The organism is Flavobacterium ginsenosidimutans, assembly GCF_037478105.1.
GTDB classification, from domain to species: Bacteria; Bacteroidota; Bacteroidia; order Flavobacteriales; family Flavobacteriaceae; genus Flavobacterium; species Flavobacterium ginsenosidimutans.
Genome location: NZ_CP147988.1, coordinates 1,495,220 through 1,516,310 on the forward strand (window position 1 = coordinate 1,495,220; position 21,091 = coordinate 1,516,310).

Here is a 21,091-nt window from a genome sequence, read left to right on the forward strand (position 1 = left end):
AACTTAAATTTATTCCATAAAAAAAGCCTCTCATTTCTGAGAGGCTTTTCTGTTGGTCTACTAGGACTCGAACCTAGAAAGACTGCACCAAAAACAGTTGTGTTACCATTACACCATAGACCAGCAGTACTGTTAAGCGGGTGCAAAATTAGAACTTTATTTAATTTATGCAAATTTTTTACAAAACTTTTTTGCATAAAAAAAAGCCTCTCATTTCTGAGAGGCTTTTTATGTTGGTCTACTAGGACTCGAACCTAGAAAGACTGCACCAAAAACAGTTGTGTTACCATTACACCATAGACCAGCAGTGCTGTTAAGCGAGTGCAAATTTAAGGCTTTATTTAGTTTACGCAAACTTTTTGGGCAAAAAAAATCACTTTTTTTCATTTTTTTACTTTTGAAATTTTCACTACAATCAAAAACACCTCATAGCCAACGCGTTACTTTTAAATGATAGTTTTGTAGAATTTTTTGTTAATGACCTTTTCTTTACATAAAAAAACATTTTCTTTGTAGGATAGAAAAACATTCAAATTTTTAACACCTAAATATGGCACAATTCAATTTCAATAAATGGAATACCGTTATTGGTTGGTTTGCATTTGCAATCGCTTTAATCACTTATACATTAACAGTCGAACCTACAATGAGCTTTTGGGATTGTGGAGAATATATCGCTACCGCAGCCAAACTTGAAGTAGGTCACCCTCCTGGAGCTCCGCTTTTCCAAATGATGGGTGCATTTTTTGCCATGTTTGCAATAGACGCGCAACATGTAGCTGTAATGGTTAACATGATGTCTGTTTTCTCTAGCGCCTTTACCATATTGTTTTTGTTCTGGTCTTCGTCTATGATCTTAAAAAAGATTGTAGCTCGTTTTGCTGAAATCGACCAAAACAATTCAATTGTTATTTTAGGAAGCTCTTTTGTAGGGGCTTTAGCTTATACATTTTCTGATAGTTTTTGGTTTAATGCTGTTGAAGCAGAGGTTTATGCAATGGCTTCTTTATTAATTGCATTACTTTTTTGGCTTGGTTTACGTTGGGAACAAGATATGGACAAACCAAAAGGAAACAAATGGCTTTTAATCATTTCGTTGGTTGTTGGTCTTTCGTTTGGAGTTCACTTTATGGCTCTTTTAACTATTCCATCTATCGGATTTTTATACTATTTCAAACACTACGAAAAAGTTACAATCAAGAATTTCCTTATTGCTAATGTAGTTGTTATTGGAATTTTATTATTCATTTTCAAATTACTACTTCCATTAACTATGGCATTTTTCGGGAAAACCGAAATCTTCATGGTAAACAGCATGGGACTTCCTTTTAACTCAGGAACTATTTTTGTAGCATTATTATTTATTGCTTTTTTCTATTTTGGATTAAAATACACTAAACAAAAAGGATTTATATTCTACAACACTATAATATTATGTATTTTATTCATTCTGATTGGTTTCTCTACATGGCTAATGCTTCCTGTACGTGCAAATGCAAATACAGTTATTAACGAAAACAAACCTTCTGATGCTACTGAGGTTTTAGCGTATTATAATCGTGAGCAATATGGCGTAAATCCTTTATTTTATGGACCTCAATACACAGAACTTTTCTCTGGCCTTGATGCTAAAACACCTTATTTAGACAAAAAACCTAACTACGAAAGAGATTATAAAACAGGTAAATATATCATTACCAACAATTATAAAAATGCAGAGCAAAATTCTGATGACAATCAGAAAGCGGTTCTGCCAAGAATGTGGAGCACAGAAACGGCTCACATTCAAAACTATATCAATTTTACAAATCCTCCGAAATTCAGAATTAACCCTAACTATGATTATGATGAAGATTTGTCAAAATATGGAATCGACGCTAGCCAATTAAGCGAAGACGAATACAACAAAGCTACAGCTCAATTGCGTAATGAAGTTGAAAAAACAGTTTCTGAATTCAGAAAAGCTTACGCACAAAAACAAATTGATAACGAAGGTTATATTAAATTCTTAAGAAGTTATGGTGACTACTTAATTATCGAAAAACCAACTACAGTAGACAATTTCAGTTTTATGTTTGAGTATCAATTTGGATACATGTACTGGAGATATTTAATGTGGAATTTTGTTGGACGCCAAAATGATGTTCAAGGTAAATACGATAATTTAGATGGAAACTGGATCAGCGGTATCAAACCTTTAGATTCAATTCATTTAGGTTCTCAAGACAATTTGCCATCAGATGTATTAAATAACAAAGGAAGAAATGTTTACTATTTCCTTCCATTTATTTTAGGTTTAATTGGTATCATGTACCATGCTAACAAAGATTTAAAGAGCTTTTATGTTCTTTTGGCTTTATTCTTATTTACAGGAATTGCATTAAAAATATACTTAAACGAAAGACCTTTTGAACCTCGTGAAAGAGATTATGCACTTGTAGGATCGTTCTATGTCTTTGCGATCTGGATCGGATTTGGTGTTTATTCACTTTATGAAAGTTTCCAGAAATATGTAGCTCCAAAAATTGCTGGACCAGTTATCATTGCTGGAAGCTTATTAGCTGCTCCTATTTTAATGGCTTCACAAAACTGGGACGATCACGACAGATCTGGAAGATATACTGCTGTTGCAATGGCAAAAGCATATTTAAGTTCTTGTGATAAAGACGCAATTTTATTCACCATTGGAGATAATGACACCTTCCCACTCTGGTATGCACAAGAAATTGAGCATTTCAGAACCGATGTGAAGATTGTAAATACAAGTTTATTTATGACAGATTGGTACATCGATCAAATGAAGGCTAAGTCTTATGAATCTAATCCGTTGCCTATTTCTTTTGTACATAGCCAATATGTAGGAGACAATTTAGATTATACAGCTTATATTCAAAAAATTGATACCCGTTGGAATATTAAGGATTTCATTGATTTCATCAAAAATCCTAAATCGACTGTTGGTTTACAAAACGGACAAACTATTCATTTCTACCCTACAAACAAGATTAGAGTGAATGTGGACAAAAACACTATTATTCAAAATAAAGTAGTTAATCCGAAATATTACGATTCTATTGTTCCTTACTTAGATATTGACATTAAAGGAAGCGCATTATACAAAAACCGTTTAATGATGCTTGATATCTTAGCAAATAACAATTGGAAGAGACCAATCTACTTTAGTGGTGGTGCTTTTGATGATGAAGATTATTTATGGTTAAAAGATTATCTGCAATTAGACGGAATGGTTTACAAATTAGTTCCAGTAAAAAATACTCCTTCGAAAGATGGTGGGCCATTAGATATGGGACAAATTGATGCTGATAAAATGTACGATATTGTAATGAAATGGGATTGGGGTAACAGCGAAAGCGAAAAAATCTATCATGATCCAGAAACAAGAAGAAACAGTATTACATACCGCACTAATCTTTCTAGATTAATGAACCAACTTATTGAAGAAGGTAAAATTGACAAAGCTAAAAATGTAATTAATTTGGCAATGACAAAAATGCCTTTAGACAAATTTGGATATTACTCTTTAGTTGAAGGTTTTGCTGATGGTTATTACAAAGTTGGAGAAACTGCTAAAGCACAAGATCTTCTAAACAAATTAGTTCAAAAATACAAAGAGAACTTAAACTATTACAGCACTTTGACTCCATCTGACCAAACTGATTTAGCTGTAGATATTATTACAGATATTGAACGTTATAGAAGTTTATTACACGTAATGGATGCAAACAAAGACACTGCTTTTTACAATAAACACAAAACAACATTCAATACTTATGTAAATGTTTTTGAGCGTTTTGGACGTGAAAAAGAATAGATAATATACGAAAATCTTAACAATTAAAAAAATGCAGCGCTGTTTGATAAATAGCGCTGCATTTTTTAATTTTATACTATAATACAATTCCATTCAAGATGAGTTTCTATTGGGTAAAAACTAATTCATTTATTAAAAAGGTATTCTCTAAATATTGCTGGGACATTCCCAACAATGAAAAGAAAATATACTTGACTTTTGATGACGGCCCTACTCCAGAAATAACAGATTGGGTTTTATCTGAATTGAAAAAATTTGATGCAAAAGCCACTTTCTTCTGCATCGGAAAAAACATTAAAGCCAACTTGGCTCTTTTCGAAAAACTAATTACTGAAGGCCATTCAATTGGAAACCATACCATGAATCATGTCAATGGATGGAAAAGCCACACGAATGAATATATTGAAAATGTAAAAAACTGTGCAGATATTTTAGACGAACAGGAAAAAGCTACGCATCATTTATTATTCCGTCCTCCTTACGGAAAAATCAAAAAAGCACAATCTAAAATTCTTAGAAAATTAGGCTATAAAATTGTAATGTGGGATGTTTTAAGTGCAGATTTTGACCAAAGTATAACTCCTGAAAAATGCCTTGAAAACGTAACAAAAAATGTAAAATCAGGAAGTGTAATTGTTTTTCATGACAGCATTAAAGCTTCTCCAAATTTAAGATTTGCTTTGCCTAGAACACTGCATTTTTTAAAAGAAAATGGATATAAATTTGACATTATTCACTAAATAACATCAACAAAAAGAGGTTATTTAGACGTTAAATTGTTCTTGAACAATTCCTATTATAGTATTCGCATCAAGCTCTCCAGATTGTCTCCAGATCATTTGTCCTTCTTTATAAATCATTAAGGTTGGTAATCCTTTTATGCGAAGTGCTTCTGCCAGTTCCTGATTTTTATCTACATCTATTTTGATTACCTTAGCTTTATCACCAAGCGCAGCAGCAACATCCTTAATAACAGGATGCATAGAAACTGAAGATTCATTCCAATCTGTGTAAAAGTCAATTAACACTGGAACTTGAGCATTTATTAATTCTCCAAATTTTGACATAAAACCAAAAATTTAAGTTTTTTAAATCTCTTAAAAGAAATAAATATTATACAAATGTAGCATTTTTAACGAATTAAGCGACATTACGGCCCTTTTTTAGTTCAATTACTGTTATTTCAGGCATAATTCCAACTCGTCCTGGATAAGCATGAAAACCAAATCCACGGTTAACATAAACGTATCTTCCGACGTTTTCGTACAGTCCAGCCCATTGTTTATAAATATATTGTGCTAAACTCCATTTGAAATATCCAGGAATTTCGATTCCGAACTGCATACCGTGCGTATGTCCTGCAAATGTCAAATGAAAATTCTTTGGATGATCTTTAATTTCTGCTTCCCAATGACTTGGATCGTGGCTCATTAAAACTTTAAAATCGTCTTTATGGACATTTTCAGAAGCTTTATTTAAATCTCCCGCTTTTTTAAAATTCACCCCCCAGTTTTCCACACCAATCAAAGCAATTTTATCATCGCCTTTTTGAATATAAGTATGTTCATTCAGCATTAATTTAAAACCAATCTGACCATACAAATTTTTAATCTCCTTAAAATTTTCGTCCTTTTCTTTTTCAGAAGGCCAAGTCACATATTCGCCATAATCGTGATTTCCTAAAACAGCAAACTTCCCATATTTATAATCTTTAATACGACTAAAAGTTTCCAGCCAAGGATGCATTTCTTTAGCGTGTGTATTGACAATATCACCTGTAAACAAAATCAAATCTGCTTCTTGGGCATTAATCAAATCAATAGCATAATTGATTTTCTCAGGATTATCAAAACTTCCGCTATGAACATCCGAAATTTGTGTGATTTTAAAACCATCAAAAGCATCTGGAAGATCTGGAAAAAAGATCGTTTGTTTGATTACTTTGAAATTATATTTTCCTTCAAAAATTCCATAAATAATAGAAAGAAACGGAATTGCTGCCAAACCTAATGCCAACTGACTTACAAACTTTCGCCTATCAGGCATCATCTCCTTTCGAGGAGTATTATAAATAAAATAATTTAAGATGCTTGCTCCTATTCTAAAAATATCTTCGCCAAACATTATTAGCGTAAGCACAATTTTAGGCACATATACCGTTAGCATCAAACCTGTGGTAAACATAAATTGCCTAGTCTGGCCAACAGATCGGTCTACTTGCGAAAAAGAATATATAATAAAGATTAAAACCAGTAAGCTTATAACTTGATAACCAATCAAAACCCAACGTGTTTTGATTAAAGTTCGAAAAGCCTGATAGGAATAGAACTCAATAAATAATAAAAGAGCACAAAGAATTATAAAACGAAAGATCATTTAATTTATAGTTTTAAACAAAGTAACAAAGAATGAGAATTCTATTTCTTTTTATTATAAAAAATTTAACTCTAAAAAATAAAAAAGCTGAAAGAATGGCTTCTTCCAGCTTTAACCTACCAACCTTTAAAACTATTTAATCTTACGATTTATAAGTGTCGCTTATATTATTTTGCTTTTTCAGCTTCTGGTTTTGCAGTTTCTGCTTTTTTCTCACCTTTAGCTTTTTTGTTTGTTTTTTTATCATATTTAGGAGCTTTCGCTTCTTTTGTTTGAGTTGTTTGCGCTGGAGTTGTTTGCGCGTTTACCATTGAGAATGTTCCTAAAACTGCTACTGCTAAAATTGCTAATTTTTTCATGACTTTTAAATTTTTATGATTGTTATTTCATTATTTATAAGTCAAAGATATAATCGTTAAATGAAGACAAAATGAAGATAAAGTCTTACAAGAAATTTTAACTTTTAATTAGCTTTTTCAAACACTAAGATAAAAGTGGTTCCTTCATTTAAAACCGATTTCACTTTTATTTGAATATGATGAAAAGATGCAATACTTTGTGCAATCGCAAGCCCTAACCCCTGCCCTTCCTGATCGGAATTGATTCTGGCAAAACGGCTGAATATTTTTTCAGTCTGCGATTCATCCATTCCTATTCCTGAATCTTTTACTGAAATGAAATAATGTTCATCAACAAAACCATCTTCTACTATAATATTTCCACCAGATTTATTGTACTTAATGGCATTTGTAGCTAAATTATATAAGAGAATATGAATTAATGTTTTATTCCCAGTAAAGACAAAGCCATTCTGCATTTTATTTTCGAAGTGAATTTCTTTGTCATCAATTCGATCCTGAAGATCTTCATACAAATCTGAAATTATTTCGCGAAGATCAATTTCTTCATTCGCTTCATATTGATTATTATCAATTCTAGAAATCAAGAGAAGATTATTGATGATTTTTTTTAGCATATCTAATGTCTTTAGCGAACCAGCAATTTTATCAACTGCATTATCGTCTAAAGATTCATTCTGCAATAAGTTTTCAAGTTTGTTTTTGAGCAGTGCAATTGGCGTAAGAAGTTCGTGTGAAACATTCGAAATAAACTGTTTCTCTTTTTTAAAAACTTCAGCAATTCGATCCATCATTTGATTCAGAACAAAATCCAATTCTCTAAAATCTCTCGAAGCTGCTTTTATCGGAGTATGATCAAATGTTTCCGGTTCGTTTACTCGCCTTATTTTGGTATCAATAATTTTGTAAAACGGCTTTAAAAGATATTCTATATAAAAAGTATCGGCCAAAAAAGTAATAAATAGAATGACCACAAAAACTATTATAATAAAGAGTTTAATTACAAAAGTCAAATCGTTAACCTCGCTCAAACTGCTTCCAATTTCAAGCTGATAGTCTTGACCTTCATACACAAAATGATGCTGCAAAATTCGATATTCGTTTTCTTCTCCTTCTATTTTTCGATACTCATTACTAAAAGTTGTTTTCTTTTGATGTAATTGCATTGGAACGCGAGAAAGCACTAAAAACTCACTGTGAAGAGTTGAAAACTCCGAAAAAGTTTCAGTTGAATCATCTGGATTTTCTATAAAATCATTTATTTCTTCCTGATTTAAGTACTCAATAAATTTCTTCTTTTTCTCTAAAAGACTATTATTGATATGATGATAGACCACATTTTCAACCAAAAGGGGAAGCATTAGCCATAAAACCAAAATGACCAACAATCTTGTCATGGCATTAAAAATGGCTAATTGATGTTTTATTTTCACAAGAATCGTTTTATTCGTTTATACGATAACCAACATTTCGAACAGTTTCAAACCAATCTATTGCTGCATGTTTATCTAATTTCTTTCTGAGATTTCGAACATGAACATCAATAAAATTAGAATCTGAATTTACCTCTAAAATATCTCCCCAAATATGTTCGGTTAACTGAAGACGAGTAATAACACGATTTTTATTTAGAACCAAATATTGAAAAATATCGAATTCTTTTTTCGTAAGACTAATTGGCTGATCATTAAAACTTACTTTATAATCCTGAAGCTGTAAAACAAAATCATGAATCGTAAGATTATTTAAAGTAAAACCGTGTATTCTTCGAATAACAGCAAATAATCTTGCGCTTAATTCTGTCAAAGCAAAAGGTTTAGTCAAATAATCGTCGGCGCCAAGATGAAGTCCGTTGATTCTATCATCCAGTTCTCCTCTAGCCGTTAAAACAATAACTGCCATTTTTGATTTTGTTTTTCTAACGGTCTGCAGCACTTCAAAACCATCGCCATCGGGAAGCCCCAAATCCAGTAGCATGGCATCATAATCATTACTATTAAACTCTTCTAAAGCATCACTGCAAGTATGCGCAATCTTGCAGATGTACCCTGCATTACACAAAAAATCATAAACTTCTACGGCAAGTTCTCGATTATCTTCTACAATCAAAACATTCATAAACAAGGTGTTTAAGCACAATTAAAATTAATCATTTAAAAAGAAGAAAAAACAGCATTGTCAAAACATTAACGAAAAAAGCTGACAAATTTCTTTATCAGCTTTTACCACCGGCATTCTTCATAATTATCCTTCCTGTTTTGTTTCCTTACAATCCTTTGAAAACAAAACAAAAACAATATTATTTTTTCACTTCTGCTTTTGGGGTTTCTGTTTTTGCAGTTTCACTTTTTGCTGATTTTGCTTTTTTCTCAGATTTGTGTTTTTTAGGATGTTTTGTTGCTTTTACTTCTTTAGCTGGAGTTTCTTTTCCTGTTTTTGCTGGAAAAGCATGAACCATTGCACTTGTTCCTAAAACTGCTACTAGTACCATTAATAAATTTCTCATGATTTCTAAGATTTAATAATTAATAACCTTTTAATTTATACCTCAAAATTATCCTGACAACATGAAGAAAAAATGAAGAAATCGTACCTAATGAATATTTTAACTAGACATTAACTATTCGGATAATTTTCGAGAAGCAAATCGTTTTTTAAAACCCAATTGTTTATTTTTACAGACTAATATTTTTTATATGTCAACTCAAAAACGCCTTTTTCTTCTAGATGCTTATGCACTAATTTTTCGTGGTTATTATGCTTTTATAAAAAACCCGAGAATCAACTCAAAAGGAATGGATACATCTGCAATTATGGGTTTTATGAACTCACTTTTGGATGTTATTAAAAGAGAAAAACCAGATCATTTAGCCGTTGCTTTCGACAAAGGCGGAAGCCATGTAAGAACCGAAATGTTCGTAGAATACAAAGCCAATCGTGATGCAACGCCAGAGGCTATTAAAATTGCCGTTCCGTATATTCAGGAATTATTGCGAGCAATGCATATTCCTATTATTGAAGTCGAGGGCTGTGAAGCCGATGATTTAATTGGAACTATTGCCAAACAAGCAGAGAAACAAAACTACAAAGTCTTCATGGTAACGCCAGATAAGGATTTTGCACAATTGGTTTCTGAAAATATATTTATGTACAAACCTGCTCGTATGGGCAACGGAATTGAAATTTGGGGAATCCCAGAAGTTTTGGCAAAATTTGAGATTGAAAGACCAGACCAAGTAATTGATTTTCTTGGAATGATGGGTGACGCCGTGGATAATATTCCTGGATTGCCTGGAGTTGGTGAAGTTACAGCCAAAAAGTTCCTGAAAGAATTTGGTACAATGGAAAACCTTTTAGAAAATACACATTTACTAAAAGGAAAAATGAAAGAAAACATCGAAGCTAATAAAGACAAAGGTATTTTGTCTAAAAAACTGGCAACAATTATTTGCGACTGCGATGTAACCTTCAACGAAGATGATTACGAACTTTCGCGTCCTGATATCGAAAAAACAGATGCTATTTTTCAAGAATTAGAATTTAGAAGAATGGCGGAACAGTTTGATAATTTATTTAAAACTGATGGCACACAAACTGCTACTCCAGCTCCTGATGCCAAATTATACAAAAAACCGCAACCTAAAAACGAAGACCAATTTGATCTTTTTGGCGGTGGCGGAACTCTTGACGATGAAAACCCTGAAAGTGCAAGAACTTCGTTTTATAATACTTTAGAAAACACAGAGCATTCTTATCAAACCATTCAAGGTGATTTAGGGATTAAATTGCTTTTGCAGAATTTAGAAAAACAAACTGCGGTTTGTTTTGACACAGAAACGACTGGAATTGATGCTTTACACGCAGAATTGGTCGGAATGTCTTTCTCTTACGAAAAAGGAAAAGCATTTTATGTTCCGTTTCCGGAAAGCCGAGAAGAGGCTCAAACTTTGATTAACAAATTTGTTCCGTTTTTTGAAAATGAAAACATTGAGAAAATCGGACAGAACTTAAAGTACGATTTAAAAATCCTTTCTAATTATGGTGTAACTGTAAAAGGAAAACTTTTTGACACCATGATTGCACATTATCTGATTAATCCAGATATGCGTCACAATATGGATATTTTAGCCGAAACGTATTTAAAATATTCTCCAAAATCAATCGAAACTTTAATTGGTAAAAAAGGAAAAAATCAGCTTAATATGCGCGATGTTCCTTTGGAAGACATTAAAGAATATGCTGCCGAAGATGCCGATGTTACATTACAATTAAAAGAAATCTTTACAGCTGAATTAGATAAAACAGAAACTAAAAAGTTATTTGATGAAATCGAAATTCCGTTAGTAAGCGTTTTGGCTGATATGGAAACGGAAGGTATTCGTTTAGATGTTGACTTCTTAAAAGAAATGTCTAAAGAAATGGATGTTGAAATTAAATCTCTTGAACAGCAGATTTACGAAACAGCTGGCGAAAAATTCAATTTAGCTTCTCCAAAACAATTAGGTGACATTTTATTTGATAAAATGAAGATTGGCGGAGCAAAACAAAAGAAGACTAAAACAGGTCAATATGCAACTGGAGAAGAAGTTTTGACTTATTTGGCTAATGACAACCCAATTGTAAAACAGATTCTGGATTGGCGTCAAATGGTAAAACTACAAAGCACTTATATTTTAGCTTTACCTGAACAGGTTGACAAAAAGACTTTACGTGTTCATACTGATTATATGCAAACTGTCGCTGCAACGGGACGTTTAAGCTCTAATAACCCGAACTTGCAGAACATTCCAATTCGTACAGAAAGAGGACGTCAGATTCGTAAAGCATTTGTGGCTCGCGATGAAAACCACACTTTAATCTCTGCCGATTACTCTCAAATCGAATTACGAATTATTGCTGCTTTGAGCGGTGAAGAAAATATGATTGCAGCTTTCCAAAATGGAGAAGACATTCACAGAGCTACTGCTGCGAAAGTTTTTGATGTGGCGCTAGAAGAAGTTTCTCGCGAACAAAGAAGTAATGCGAAAACCGTAAACTTTGGAATTATCTACGGTGTTTCAGCTTTTGGTTTGAGCAATCAAACTTCGTTATCAAGAAGCGAAAGCGCTGCATTGATTGATGCTTATTATAAAACATATCCACGTCTTAAATCTTATATTTCAGAACAAGTTGAATTTGCTCGTGAAAAAGGTTATGTGCAAACTATTTTAGGGCGTCGCAGATATTTAAAAGATATTAATTCTGCAAATGCTGTTGTAAGAAGCGCTGCAGAACGAAATGCTGTAAATGCTCCAATTCAAGGAAGCGCTGCCGATGTGATTAAAATTGCAATGATCAATATTCATAAAAAACTTCGCGACGAAAACTGGAAATCAAGAATGTTGCTTCAAGTACATGATGAGCTTGTGTTCGATGTTCACAACGATGAACTCGAGAAAATTCAGCCTATGATTAAACACGAAATGGAAAACGCGTTTAAAATGTCGGTTCCTTTAGTAGTTGAATTAGGAATGGGTAAAGATTGGCTAGAAGCGCACTAATTCTAATTTTAGATTTCAGATTGTTGATTTTAGATTTTTGATAACTTTAAAACAATCTGATTTTACAAAATCATAAAAAAAACCATCAGTTTCAGCTGATGGTTTTTTTATTTTTATTTTTTTCGAGTTGATTCTCTTTCTTTCAATTTTGTTTTGATGACGATTGTTTCGTATTCAGAAATTGTTCCTTCTGGCTCTTCCAATCTTTCGATTAATCTTTTTGCAGCCACTTCTCCAATTTCAACTCCATGCTGACTTACAGTAGTCAAACTTGGCGATAAACGTCTTGAAGCTAGAATTCCGTCTGCAAAACCAATGATTGAAATATCTTCTGGAACTCTAAATCCCTTTTTCAAACTTACTCTTAATGCCGCAACCGAATCATTTTCATCCAAAGCAAAAATTCCGTCAATTTTATGATCAAAAATCCCTTCGATTTTAGCCTTCATGTCTTCTTCAGAATCGGTACGAAGAATAATTTTTTCGTTAACCGGAATATTATTGTCTTTTAGAGCTTTCAAGTATCCTTCTGTTCTTAATCTTCCAACACTTATATTATCTACAGAAGAAATCAACGCAATATTTTTACATCCTAAATCAATTAAATGCTGTGTAGAGTTTAAAGCTGAATCAAAATCATCAACCACAACTTTATCACAATCTACTTCATCAGCAATACGATCGAACATTACAATTGGAGTTCCATCGTTTATAATTTCTGAAAAGTGATTGTAATCCTGAAGTTTTTGTGCCTCCTGAGAAACAGAAAGAATAAATCCATCAATTGTTCCGTTGCTCAACATTTCTAATGTATGAACTTCTTTCTCTAAAGATTCATTCGAAATACACGTAATTACATTATATCCTTTTTTATCGGCAACTTTCTCGATACCGCTAAAAACCTTAGCAAAAAAAGAGTTTAATATATTAGGTATAATTACACCTATCGTTTTTGTCTTACGATTCTTTAAATTCAGACCAATAACATTCGGCTTATAATTTTTGAGTTTTGCATACTCTTTAATCTTCACCTTCGTTTGCTCACTAATTTCCGGACTGTCATTCAGAGCTTTAGACACTGTTGACACCGAAACTCCTAGTTCTTTCGCAATTTGTTTTAGAGTTGCTTTAGCTTTCATCTATAAAAGTTTATGTAATTAATACAAATATAGTAGAATTACCGAAAATACAATAAAAAACAACTAGCTGTCTTTCAAATTATACCATTTATTCGAAATAATATTAAAAAAGCAGATTTTTCTGAAACCGTATCTCCTAAAATTTCGTTAATAATTAAATACAAAACAACTAATGGCCAATGTTGTTAACCTATTAAAAAAACTTGATTATGAAAAACGAAGTTAAAATTCATGAAGTTGACCCTTCACTGAATAGCAGAAGGAGCTTTCTTAAGCTCAGTGGATTAACATTAGTGACCACAGGTTTGGTTCTAGCTGGCTGCAGCGACAATGATAATGATGACAATATGCCTGACACTTCTCTGCCGGGAATCAGAAATGGTGTCTTCGACTTAGGTTCTGGAGATTTTGGAGTATTAACGTATGCCTATGCTCTAGAACAATTAGAAGCCGATTTTTATACTAAAGTAGTAAATTCGAGCAGTTTCAACACAACATTCAGTAGTGTGGAACAAGAAGTTTTAACTGACTTATACCATCACGAAGTAGTTCATCGAGATTTTTTCAAAGCTGCTTTGAATGGAGCGCTTCCCGATCCAAGTTCACAATTACTTCCTACTCTAGCCTTTAATTATGGTTCTTTAAATTTCAACAGCCGCACTGAAGTTCTTGCTACTGCAAAAGCGCTAGAAGACACTGGGGTTGCTGCTTATAATGGAGCGGGAAAATTAATTAAAACAGCAGACTATTTATTATTGGCAGGAAAAATTGTTTCTGTAGAAGCAAGACATGCTGCGGCAATAAGAAGTTTGATTAATCCGAATTCTAATGATTTTGCTGGAGACGACATTGTAAATATGTCAACAGGATTAGACGACGCAAAAGATCCGTCTAAAATTCTGCCTATCGCTGCGAATTTTATTACCACACAATTTACAGCTAAATACTTACCTTAATATAAACCAGTAAAACTTAGAAATTATGAACATTTTAAAATTTATAGAATCCTTTACTGATGATAACTTAATGAAAAGTACTGGATCAAGAAGAGACAGTTTTACTCAGTTTGGGAATATCGGAAAAAATTTAGCTTTAGCATCAATTCCGTTTGGATTGTCGGCTCTTACCAATAAAGTTTTCGCACAAGATATTACAGCAACTCCCGCAACACCTATTGGTGCCTTGCAATTTGCCTTAACCTTAGAATATCTTGAAGACGAATTTTACGCAATGGCTTTAGATTCTGGAGTAATTCCAGCTTCTGAAAATGGCGGACGCGATTTAAAAGTATTTCAACAAATTGCTGCACACGAATCTGATCACGTAAAATTTTTAATTGCAGGTTTAGGAGGTTCAGCAAGTGCCAATTTTGTTCCAAAACCAACTTTTGACTTTACAGTTGGAGGCGCTTTTGATCCGTTTGGAGATTACCCAACCTTTTTAGCACTAGCGCAAGCTTTTGAAGATACGGGAGTTCGAGCTTATAAAGGACAGGCTGCTAATTTAATTACTACACCAGATTTATTAACTGCAGCCTTGCAAATTCATTCTGTTGAAGCACGCCACGCTTCAGAAGTTAGAAGATTGAGAGGTTTAAAAGGATGGATTTCCAATGCTGAAAGAGGCGTAGGTATGCCAGCAGCAACACAAGCTGTATACGATGGCGAAGGCGTAACCATGCAGGCGGGATTTAATACTGCAACTGCTTTTGGTCCTGCAGCAGGCTCAGAAGCTTATGATGAGCCACTTACAACACAACAAGTTGTTGATATTGCCAATATATTTATTGTATAATCGATTTTTCTAAATATTTAACCGTCTTTACTTTATTGTAGAGACGGTTTTTTTATTGGCTAAATAATTAAAAAACTGAAGTCCTGATTTTCAGCAGATAAAATATTCTTTCAGGTATTTGGTTTTAAAATAATTAATTGTACTTTTGCATCCCCTTTATTGGGGATGGAATGTTTAATTAAAATAATATTATGGACGCATTAAGCTACAAAACAGTTTCAGCTAGCAAAGCCACTGTAACTAAAGAGTGGATTGTTGTTGACGCTGAAGGTCATAACTTAGGACGTCTTGCTTCTAAAGTTGCAATGATCTTAAGAGGTAAGTACAAGCCAAGTTACACACCGCACGTTGACTGTGGAGATAACGTAATTGTTATCAACTCAGAGAAAATTAACCTTACAGGTACAAAATTGAATGACAAAATTTACATGCGTCATACAGGTTACCCAGGAGGACAAAGAACTTTAACTGCTAAAGTATTGCAAGCTAAAAACCCTGCATTATTAGTAGAAAAAGCTGTAAAAGGTATGTTACCTAAAAACAAATTAGGAGCTGAACTTTTTAGAAATCTAAATGTTGTTGTAGGATCTGAGCACACTCACGGAGCTCAAAAACCTAGAACTGTTAACCTAAATGATCTTAAGTAATGGGAGTTATTCACAAAATCGGTAGAAGAAAAACCGCTGTTGCACGTGTTTATGTTTCTGAAGGAACTGGAAACATCACTGTAAACAAAAAAGAATTCGCAACTTACTTTCCAACTGCAACTTTACGTTACAAAGTTTTACAACCATTATCTATGACAGAAAATGAAAACAACTTTGATGTAAAAGTAAACGTTTACGGAGGTGGTACAACTGGTCAAGCAGAAGCTGTAAGAATGGCATTAGCACGCGTAATGTGTGAAGTTAACGCTGAAAACAGAGGAATCCTTAAACCAGAAGGTTTATTAACAAGAGACCCAAGAATGGTTGAACGTAAGAAATTCGGTCAGAAGAAAGCTCGTAAGAGATTCCAATTCTCTAAACGTTAATATTACCTGTCTTGTTCAGATGGGACAAGACATTATCAATTATTTATTGAAATTAAAAAACACAGTTATTGTTGCTCTCCTACCGAGGTAGGATATAGTTTAGCATCTAAATGTATAAAGCCAGAGAAATCGCCATTTATACATTGCTAATCAACAGAACGTAAACTAGTACAAAAATGGCAAACAAAATAGAAGTAAAAGAATTACTAGAAGCAGGTGTTCACTTCGGACACATGACTAGAAAATGGGATCCAAATATGGCTCCTTACATTTATATGGAGCGTAATGGTATTCACATTATCAATCTATATAAAACTGCAGCTAAAATTGAAGAGGCTAATGAAGCTTTGAAAAAAATCGCTGCATCAGGTAGAAAAATCTTATTCGTAGCTACCAAAAAACAAGCAAAAGACATCGTTGCTGATAAAGCAAAAGCTGCAAACATGCCTTACATCACTGAAAGATGGCCAGGTGGTATGTTGACTAACTTCGTAACTATCAGAAAGGCAGTTAAAAAAATGTCTTCTATCGATAAAATGAAGAAAGATGGTACTTTCAACACTTTATCTAAAAAAGAGCGTTTACAAGTTGATCGTCTACGTGCTAAATTAGAGAAAAACTTAGGTTCAATTGCTGATATGTCTAGATTACCTGCAGCATTGTTCGTAGTAGATATCAAAGCTGAACACATCGCAATAAAAGAAGCTCAAAAATTAAACATTCCAGTTTTCGCAATGGTTGATACGAATTCTGACCCAAGAGAGGTTGATTACGTGATTCCTGCAAATGATGACGCTTCTAAATCAATTGACAAAATTTTATCTTTAGTAACTACTGCAGTAATCGAAGGTCTTTCTGACAGAGGTGCTGAAAAAGAAGTTGAAGCTGCTGAAGAAGCTCCTGCTGTTGAAGCTGAAGCTGCTCCTGCAACTGAAGAATAAATCAAACATTTAAATTCCAAATTTTAAATTCCAAAGTCCAAGCCAAATTAAAAACGTTATGTTGATAATTTATTAAAATTGGAGTTTGGGATTTAAAAGCTGGAATTTTTTACTTTTAAACACATTAAAACTTAAAATATTATGGCAACAATTACTGCTGCAGACGTAAATAAATTAAGACAATCTACAGGTGCCGGAATGATGGACTGTAAAAAAGCTTTAGTTGAAGCTGAAGGAGATTTCGACAAAGCTATACAAATCCTTAGAGAAAAAGGACAAAAAGTTGCTGCTAACCGTTCTGACCGTGAGTCTGCTGAAGGAGCTGCTGTTTCTTTTATCAATGCAGATAACACTAAAGGAGCTATCATCACTTTAAACTGTGAAACTGACTTCGTAGGTAAAAATGAAGCTTTCGTTGCTTTAGCTAAAGATTTAGTAGAAAGAGCTATCAACTTCTCTTCTAAAGAAGAATTATTAGCTTCTGATTTCAACGGAATTACAGTTGCTGAGAAATTAATCGAGCAAACTGGAGTTATTGGTGAGAAAATCGAAATTGGTGGTTTCGAAATTTTAGAAGGTGCTTACGTTGGATCTTATGTTCACGTTAATAAAATTGCTGCTTTAACTGCAATTTCTGCTCCAGTTGCTAACGCTGAAGCTTTAACAAAAGATATCTCTATGCAAGTTGCTTCTATGGGAGCTGATACATTATCTTACAAAGATTTTGATCCTGCTTTCGTTGAATCTGAACTTGCTGCTCGTATTGCTGTAATCGAAAAAGACAATGAAGAAGCAAAACGTTTAGGAAAAACTTTAAAAAATGTTCCTAAATACATCTCTTTCTCTCAATTAACTCCTGAAGTTATCAAACAAGCTGAAGAAGATGCTAAAGCTGAATTAAAAGCTGAAGGAAAACCAGAGCAAATCTGGGACAAAATTCTTCCAGGAAAAGTTCAACGTTTCATTTCTGACAACACTACTTTAGATCAAGAAAAAGCTTTACTTGATCAAAACTTCATCAAAGATGACAGTAAAAAAGTTGGTGATTACGTTAAAGGATTCAATGTTGAAATTACAGGTTTCAAAAGAGTTACTTTAGGTTAATATATTATTTTCAATATTAAAAAGCCCGAATATTTATTTATTCGGGCTTTTTTATTTTCATATAAAACTAACTCTCAACTGGTAAATTTCTTGCTCGCATCAATGCATCTGATTTTGGAGCGTGCCCTCTAAAATTCTCGTACATTTCTTCATTATCAATCGTATTTCCAACGCTTAAAACTGTTTTGTAAAGACGTTCAGAAACTTTCTTGTCAAAAGGTCCGTTTCCTTCTAAAAAAGCTTCGTAAGCATCCGCATTGATAACATCTGCCCATAAATAACTGTAATAACCTGCCGCATATCCGTCACTTGAAAAAATATGAGCAAATTGCGTAATTCTATGCCTCATTACAATTTCAGCAGGCATATTAATTTCACTTAAAACTTTCTTTTCAAATGCATCTGGATCGACTGTTTCCGTTGTTAAATGTAATTTCATATCAACAAAAGAACTTGAAATCGTTTCGACAGTTGCAAAACCTTCATTAAAATTAGCTGCTTTCCCTATTCTTTCAACTAATGACTGAGATAAAGGTTCATTCGTTTTATAATGAAGCGCAAATTTATTCAGAACCTCTGGAACAGCCAGCCAATGTTCTAAAAGCTGCGAAGGAAATTCGACATAATCTCTTGCAACTGAAGTCCCTGAAAGACTTGGATATGTCACATTTGAACACAATCCATGAAGTGCATGACCAAATTCATGAAATAAAGTAGTCGCATCATCCCACGAAATTAAAACTGGTTCGTTACTATTTCCTTTAATAAAATTACAGTTGTTCGATACAATTGGAAGCACTTTTCCATTTATTTTCTGCTGGTCTCTGTGTGAATTCATCCACGCACCTGAACGTTTACCAACACGCGCATATGGATCGAAATACCACAATCCTATTGGTTCTCCAGTAATTCTGTTATTCACTTCCCAAACACGAACATCGGCATGATAAACCGGAACATCAAATAGCTGTTTAAATCCTAAATCAAACAATTCTCCAGCTGTCCAAAACATCCCTTCTCGCAAATTCTCTAACTGCAGATATTGTTTTATTTCATTTTGATCCAAATCATATTGTGCTTTTCTGACTTTTTCTGCATAAAATCGGTAATCCCAAGGCTGGATTTTAAAGTTTCCGCCTTCTCGATCAACCATTTCCTGCATTGCCGAAACATCATTCTTTACCTTTTCAACCGCAGGCTTCCAAACAGACTCCATTAACTCTAATGTTTTCTGGGGATCTTTTGCCATTTTATTTGACAAACTCCATTGTGCAAAATTATCAAAACCTAATATTTTTGCTTTTTCCGCTCTTAATTTTAGAATGGATACCAATGTTTCATTTGTATCATTTTCGTTCTTATTATCGCCTCGTTTCACAAAAATTGCAAAAGCTTTTTCTCGTAAATCTCTCTGATTAGAAAAAGTTAAAAAAGGCTCTATTGAAGATCTTGTATTTCCAATACAACCCAAAACATTTATATTTCTTTCTTTTGCTTCAGCAATAGCCGCATTTTTAAATTCTTCTGGAAGACCATCAAAATCAGCTTCTGTTTTTAATTCTATATATTGATCGTTTTCTTCTGCTAACAATTTTTGACTAAATGATGTAAAAAGCGTTGCCAGTTCTTGATTAATCTTCGCAACTTTATCTTTTTCCTGTTCGTTTAATTCTGCTCCTTCTCTCACAAAATCAGTATAATAAAGCCAAAGTAAACGCTGTTGTTCTTTGGTTAAATTCTTCTTTTCATCCGATTTATATAAAGATTCAATTCTCGAAAATAGCTTTCCGTTTTGATATAATTTATCGTTTATCTCAGCCAATTTTGGCGACATTTCAACATCAACTACATTAAATTCAGGATTACTGAGATTCGATCTATAAATACCATAAACAGCGTGAATTCGATCTAATTTTTCTCCAGAAAGCTCCAAGGCCTTAATTGTATTGTCAAATGTTGGTGTTTCTGGATTATTTGCTATTGCCTCTATTTCATCTAATTTTTCCTGAATAGCAAATTCTATTGCTGGCTTAAAATCTGAAACTTTATATATGTTAAAATCAGGAACTCCACCATAAGGTCCTGACCAATCTTTTAACAATGGATTATCTAAATCTGATTCTGTTTTCATACTAAATACATTAATTATTTCTGTTCAATTATTTCTAAAAAACAATGACAGAATCCCAAAATTAACCAATCAAAAGCAAACTTCAAATTCGACCGTATTATAAAAACAGATCGGCTTTAAAGATTTAAAAAGAAATAGCTTATTTTTGAAATATCAATATCCAAAATAAAAATGTTTAAGACTCGAAAAGAAATTGTTTTTGTAATTTTAGCAGGAATATTTATAACCAATGCCGTTGTTGCTGAGTTAATTGGAGGAAAGCTAATTCAAATTGGTCCCTTTGTAATGAGTATAGGGATTTTGCCTTGGCCAATTGTATTTCTAACTACCGATTTGATTAATGATCATTTTGGTGAAAAAGGAGTAAAAAAACTTTCTTTCATAACAGCCTGTTTAATTGCATATGCCTTTTTAATTTTATTTATGGCAATGACAATTCCGGCAGCAAAAGGAATCAGTCCTGTAAATGATCAACAGTTTCAAGCAGTTTTTGGACAGAGTATGTGGATTATTTTCGGAAGTCTTATTGCTTTTATGGCTTCACAACTCATTGATGTCTGGATATTTTGGTTTTTTAAAAACAGAACAGGCGAAAAGAAAATATGGCTAAGAGCAACGGGCTCTACTGTAATTTCACAATTATTTGATTCATTTATTGTATTAGGAATCGCTTTTTGGCTTCCTGGAAAAATTGATTTTGACACTTTTATATCTTCTGGATTAATAGGATATACATTTAAACTGGCAATTGCAATCTTATTGACGCCAGCAATTTATTTAGGTCATCATTTGATTAAAAAATATCTAGACGAAGATCATTCTAAAAAAGAATAAAAATATTT

General features: G+C 33.1%; 18 protein-coding genes and 2 tRNA genes. 10 read left to right on the forward strand and 10 right to left on the reverse strand.

Annotation, left to right across the window (positions count from 1 at the left end):
• Positions 1 to 52 precede the first annotated feature (52 nt).
• Both V6624_RS06685 and V6624_RS06690 read right to left on the reverse strand, forming a co-directional pair.
• A tRNA-Gln gene (locus V6624_RS06685) sits at positions 53 to 123 on the reverse strand.
• A gap of 110 nt (positions 124 to 233) precedes the next feature.
• Positions 234 to 304: transfer RNA gene (locus V6624_RS06690), tRNA-Gln, on the reverse strand.
• A gap of 246 nt (positions 305 to 550) precedes the next feature.
• Here V6624_RS06690 and V6624_RS06695 point away from each other — a divergent pair.
• Together V6624_RS06695 and V6624_RS06700 are read left to right on the forward strand one after the other, a co-directional pair.
• On the forward strand, positions 551 to 3,832 hold the full coding sequence (locus tag V6624_RS06695; RefSeq protein WP_338841344.1) for a DUF2723 domain-containing protein: 3,282 nt from the start codon (positions 551 to 553) through the stop codon (positions 3,830 to 3,832).
• Between the two features lie 98 nt (positions 3,833 to 3,930).
• Positions 3,931 to 4,572 carry a polysaccharide deacetylase family protein gene (locus V6624_RS06700; protein ID WP_338841345.1) on the forward strand — a complete coding sequence of 214 codons (642 nt, stop codon included), beginning with the start codon at positions 3,931 to 3,933 and terminating at the stop codon, positions 4,570 to 4,572.
• 24 nt (positions 4,573 to 4,596) lie between these two features.
• Here V6624_RS06700 and V6624_RS06705 read toward each other — a convergent pair whose 3' ends face one another.
• From V6624_RS06705 to V6624_RS06730, 6 genes are all read right to left on the reverse strand, one after another.
• The gene (locus V6624_RS06705; protein ID WP_008466807.1) at positions 4,597 to 4,899 is read right to left on the reverse strand and encodes a thioredoxin family protein; all 303 of its coding nucleotides are present in this window, start codon (positions 4,897 to 4,899) and stop codon (positions 4,597 to 4,599) included.
• A 73-nt stretch (positions 4,900 to 4,972) separates the two neighbouring features.
• The gene (locus tag V6624_RS06710; RefSeq protein WP_111288009.1) at positions 4,973 to 6,208 is read right to left on the reverse strand and encodes a metallophosphoesterase; all 1,236 of its coding nucleotides are present in this window, start codon (positions 6,206 to 6,208) and stop codon (positions 4,973 to 4,975) included.
• 167 nt (positions 6,209 to 6,375) lie between these two features.
• On the reverse strand, positions 6,376 to 6,567 hold the full coding sequence (locus tag V6624_RS06715; protein ID WP_111288011.1) for a hypothetical protein: 192 nt from the start codon (positions 6,565 to 6,567) through the stop codon (positions 6,376 to 6,378).
• Between the two features lie 104 nt (positions 6,568 to 6,671).
• On the reverse strand, positions 6,672 to 8,000 hold the full coding sequence (locus tag V6624_RS06720) for a sensor histidine kinase (RefSeq protein WP_239455689.1): 1,329 nt from the start codon (positions 7,998 to 8,000) through the stop codon (positions 6,672 to 6,674).
• A 10-nt stretch (positions 8,001 to 8,010) separates the two neighbouring features.
• Positions 8,011 to 8,685: a response regulator transcription factor gene (locus V6624_RS06725; RefSeq protein WP_111288013.1), complete on the reverse strand. Its 675-nt coding sequence runs from the start codon at positions 8,683 to 8,685 to the stop codon at positions 8,011 to 8,013.
• Between the two features lie 181 nt (positions 8,686 to 8,866).
• Positions 8,867 to 9,073: a hypothetical protein gene (locus V6624_RS06730; RefSeq protein WP_111288015.1), complete on the reverse strand. Its 207-nt coding sequence runs from the start codon at positions 9,071 to 9,073 to the stop codon at positions 8,867 to 8,869.
• A 190-nt stretch (positions 9,074 to 9,263) separates the two neighbouring features.
• Between V6624_RS06730 and polA the strand changes: the two genes are divergently transcribed.
• A complete protein-coding gene (gene polA / locus V6624_RS06735) occupies positions 9,264 to 12,107 on the forward strand; it encodes a DNA polymerase I (protein WP_338841347.1) in 2,844 nt (947 codons plus the stop codon).
• Between the two features lie 113 nt (positions 12,108 to 12,220).
• Here the strand turns inward: polA and V6624_RS06740 are convergent, their stop codons facing one another.
• The gene (locus V6624_RS06740) at positions 12,221 to 13,246 is read right to left on the reverse strand and encodes a LacI family DNA-binding transcriptional regulator (RefSeq protein ID WP_111288021.1); all 1,026 of its coding nucleotides are present in this window, start codon (positions 13,244 to 13,246) and stop codon (positions 12,221 to 12,223) included.
• Between the two features lie 209 nt (positions 13,247 to 13,455).
• Here V6624_RS06740 and V6624_RS06745 point away from each other — a divergent pair, with 209 nt between their 5' ends.
• The 6 genes from V6624_RS06745 (at position 13,456) to tsf (ending at position 18,118) form a co-directional block, all read left to right on the forward strand.
• Positions 13,456 to 14,202 (forward strand): ferritin-like domain-containing protein, encoded by a 747-nt coding sequence (locus V6624_RS06745; RefSeq protein ID WP_111288023.1) that lies wholly within the window; start codon positions 13,456 to 13,458, stop codon positions 14,200 to 14,202.
• Between the two features lie 25 nt (positions 14,203 to 14,227).
• On the forward strand, positions 14,228 to 15,040 hold the full coding sequence (locus V6624_RS06750) for a ferritin-like domain-containing protein (RefSeq protein WP_111288025.1): 813 nt from the start codon (positions 14,228 to 14,230) through the stop codon (positions 15,038 to 15,040).
• 191 nt (positions 15,041 to 15,231) lie between these two features.
• The gene (gene rplM, locus V6624_RS06755; protein WP_095927953.1) at positions 15,232 to 15,687 is read left to right on the forward strand and encodes a 50S ribosomal protein L13; all 456 of its coding nucleotides are present in this window, start codon (positions 15,232 to 15,234) and stop codon (positions 15,685 to 15,687) included.
• A complete protein-coding gene (gene rpsI, locus V6624_RS06760) occupies positions 15,687 to 16,073 on the forward strand; it encodes a 30S ribosomal protein S9 (protein WP_111288027.1) in 387 nt (128 codons plus the stop codon). Before rplM ends, rpsI begins: the two co-directional genes overlap by 1 nt.
• 176 nt (positions 16,074 to 16,249) lie before the next feature.
• A complete protein-coding gene (gene rpsB / locus V6624_RS06765; RefSeq protein ID WP_095927954.1) occupies positions 16,250 to 17,014 on the forward strand; it encodes a 30S ribosomal protein S2 in 765 nt (254 codons plus the stop codon).
• 141 nt (positions 17,015 to 17,155) lie between these two features.
• The gene (tsf, locus tag V6624_RS06770) at positions 17,156 to 18,118 is read left to right on the forward strand and encodes a translation elongation factor Ts (RefSeq protein ID WP_111288029.1); all 963 of its coding nucleotides are present in this window, start codon (positions 17,156 to 17,158) and stop codon (positions 18,116 to 18,118) included.
• 67 nt (positions 18,119 to 18,185) lie between these two features.
• Here tsf and V6624_RS06775 read toward each other — a convergent pair whose 3' ends face one another.
• Complete coding sequence (locus V6624_RS06775; protein WP_338841353.1) at positions 18,186 to 20,249, reverse strand: M3 family metallopeptidase; 2,064 nt, start codon at positions 20,247 to 20,249, stop codon at positions 18,186 to 18,188.
• A gap of 171 nt (positions 20,250 to 20,420) precedes the next feature.
• Here V6624_RS06775 and V6624_RS06780 point away from each other — a divergent pair, with 171 nt between their 5' ends.
• The gene (locus tag V6624_RS06780; protein ID WP_111288033.1) at positions 20,421 to 21,083 is read left to right on the forward strand and encodes a queuosine precursor transporter; all 663 of its coding nucleotides are present in this window, start codon (positions 20,421 to 20,423) and stop codon (positions 21,081 to 21,083) included.
• The last annotated feature ends 8 nt before the right edge of the window (positions 21,084 to 21,091 follow it).

Bases quoted from the DNA above. Each gene is read 5' to 3' on its own strand.
- V6624_RS06695 (WP_338841344.1), top strand. From the start codon at position 551: ATGGCACAATTCAATTTCAATAAATGGAATACCGTTATTGGTTGGTTT.
- V6624_RS06700 (WP_338841345.1), top strand. From the start codon at position 3,931: ATGAGTTTCTATTGGGTAAAAACTAATTCATTTATTAAAAAGGTATTC.
- V6624_RS06705 (WP_008466807.1), bottom strand. From the start codon at position 4,899: ATGTCAAAATTTGGAGAATTAATAAATGCTCAAGTTCCAGTGTTAATT.
- V6624_RS06710 (WP_111288009.1), bottom strand. From the start codon at position 6,208: ATGATCTTTCGTTTTATAATTCTTTGTGCTCTTTTATTATTTATTGAG.
- V6624_RS06715 (WP_111288011.1), bottom strand. From the start codon at position 6,567: ATGAAAAAATTAGCAATTTTAGCAGTAGCAGTTTTAGGAACATTCTCA.
- V6624_RS06725 (WP_111288013.1), bottom strand. From the start codon at position 8,685: ATGAATGTTTTGATTGTAGAAGATAATCGAGAACTTGCCGTAGAAGTT.
- V6624_RS06730 (WP_111288015.1), bottom strand. From the start codon at position 9,073: ATGAGAAATTTATTAATGGTACTAGTAGCAGTTTTAGGAACAAGTGCA.
- polA (WP_338841347.1), top strand. From the start codon at position 9,264: ATGTCAACTCAAAAACGCCTTTTTCTTCTAGATGCTTATGCACTAATT.
- V6624_RS06740 (WP_111288021.1), bottom strand. From the start codon at position 13,246: ATGAAAGCTAAAGCAACTCTAAAACAAATTGCGAAAGAACTAGGAGTT.
- V6624_RS06745 (WP_111288023.1), top strand. From the start codon at position 13,456: ATGAAAAACGAAGTTAAAATTCATGAAGTTGACCCTTCACTGAATAGC.
- V6624_RS06750 (WP_111288025.1), top strand. From the start codon at position 14,228: ATGAACATTTTAAAATTTATAGAATCCTTTACTGATGATAACTTAATG.
- rplM (WP_095927953.1), top strand. From the start codon at position 15,232: ATGGACGCATTAAGCTACAAAACAGTTTCAGCTAGCAAAGCCACTGTA.
- rpsI (WP_111288027.1), top strand. From the start codon at position 15,687: ATGGGAGTTATTCACAAAATCGGTAGAAGAAAAACCGCTGTTGCACGT.
- rpsB (WP_095927954.1), top strand. From the start codon at position 16,250: ATGGCAAACAAAATAGAAGTAAAAGAATTACTAGAAGCAGGTGTTCAC.
- tsf (WP_111288029.1), top strand. From the start codon at position 17,156: ATGGCAACAATTACTGCTGCAGACGTAAATAAATTAAGACAATCTACA.
- V6624_RS06775 (WP_338841353.1), bottom strand. From the start codon at position 20,249: ATGAAAACAGAATCAGATTTAGATAATCCATTGTTAAAAGATTGGTCA.
- V6624_RS06780 (WP_111288033.1), top strand. From the start codon at position 20,421: ATGTTTAAGACTCGAAAAGAAATTGTTTTTGTAATTTTAGCAGGAATA.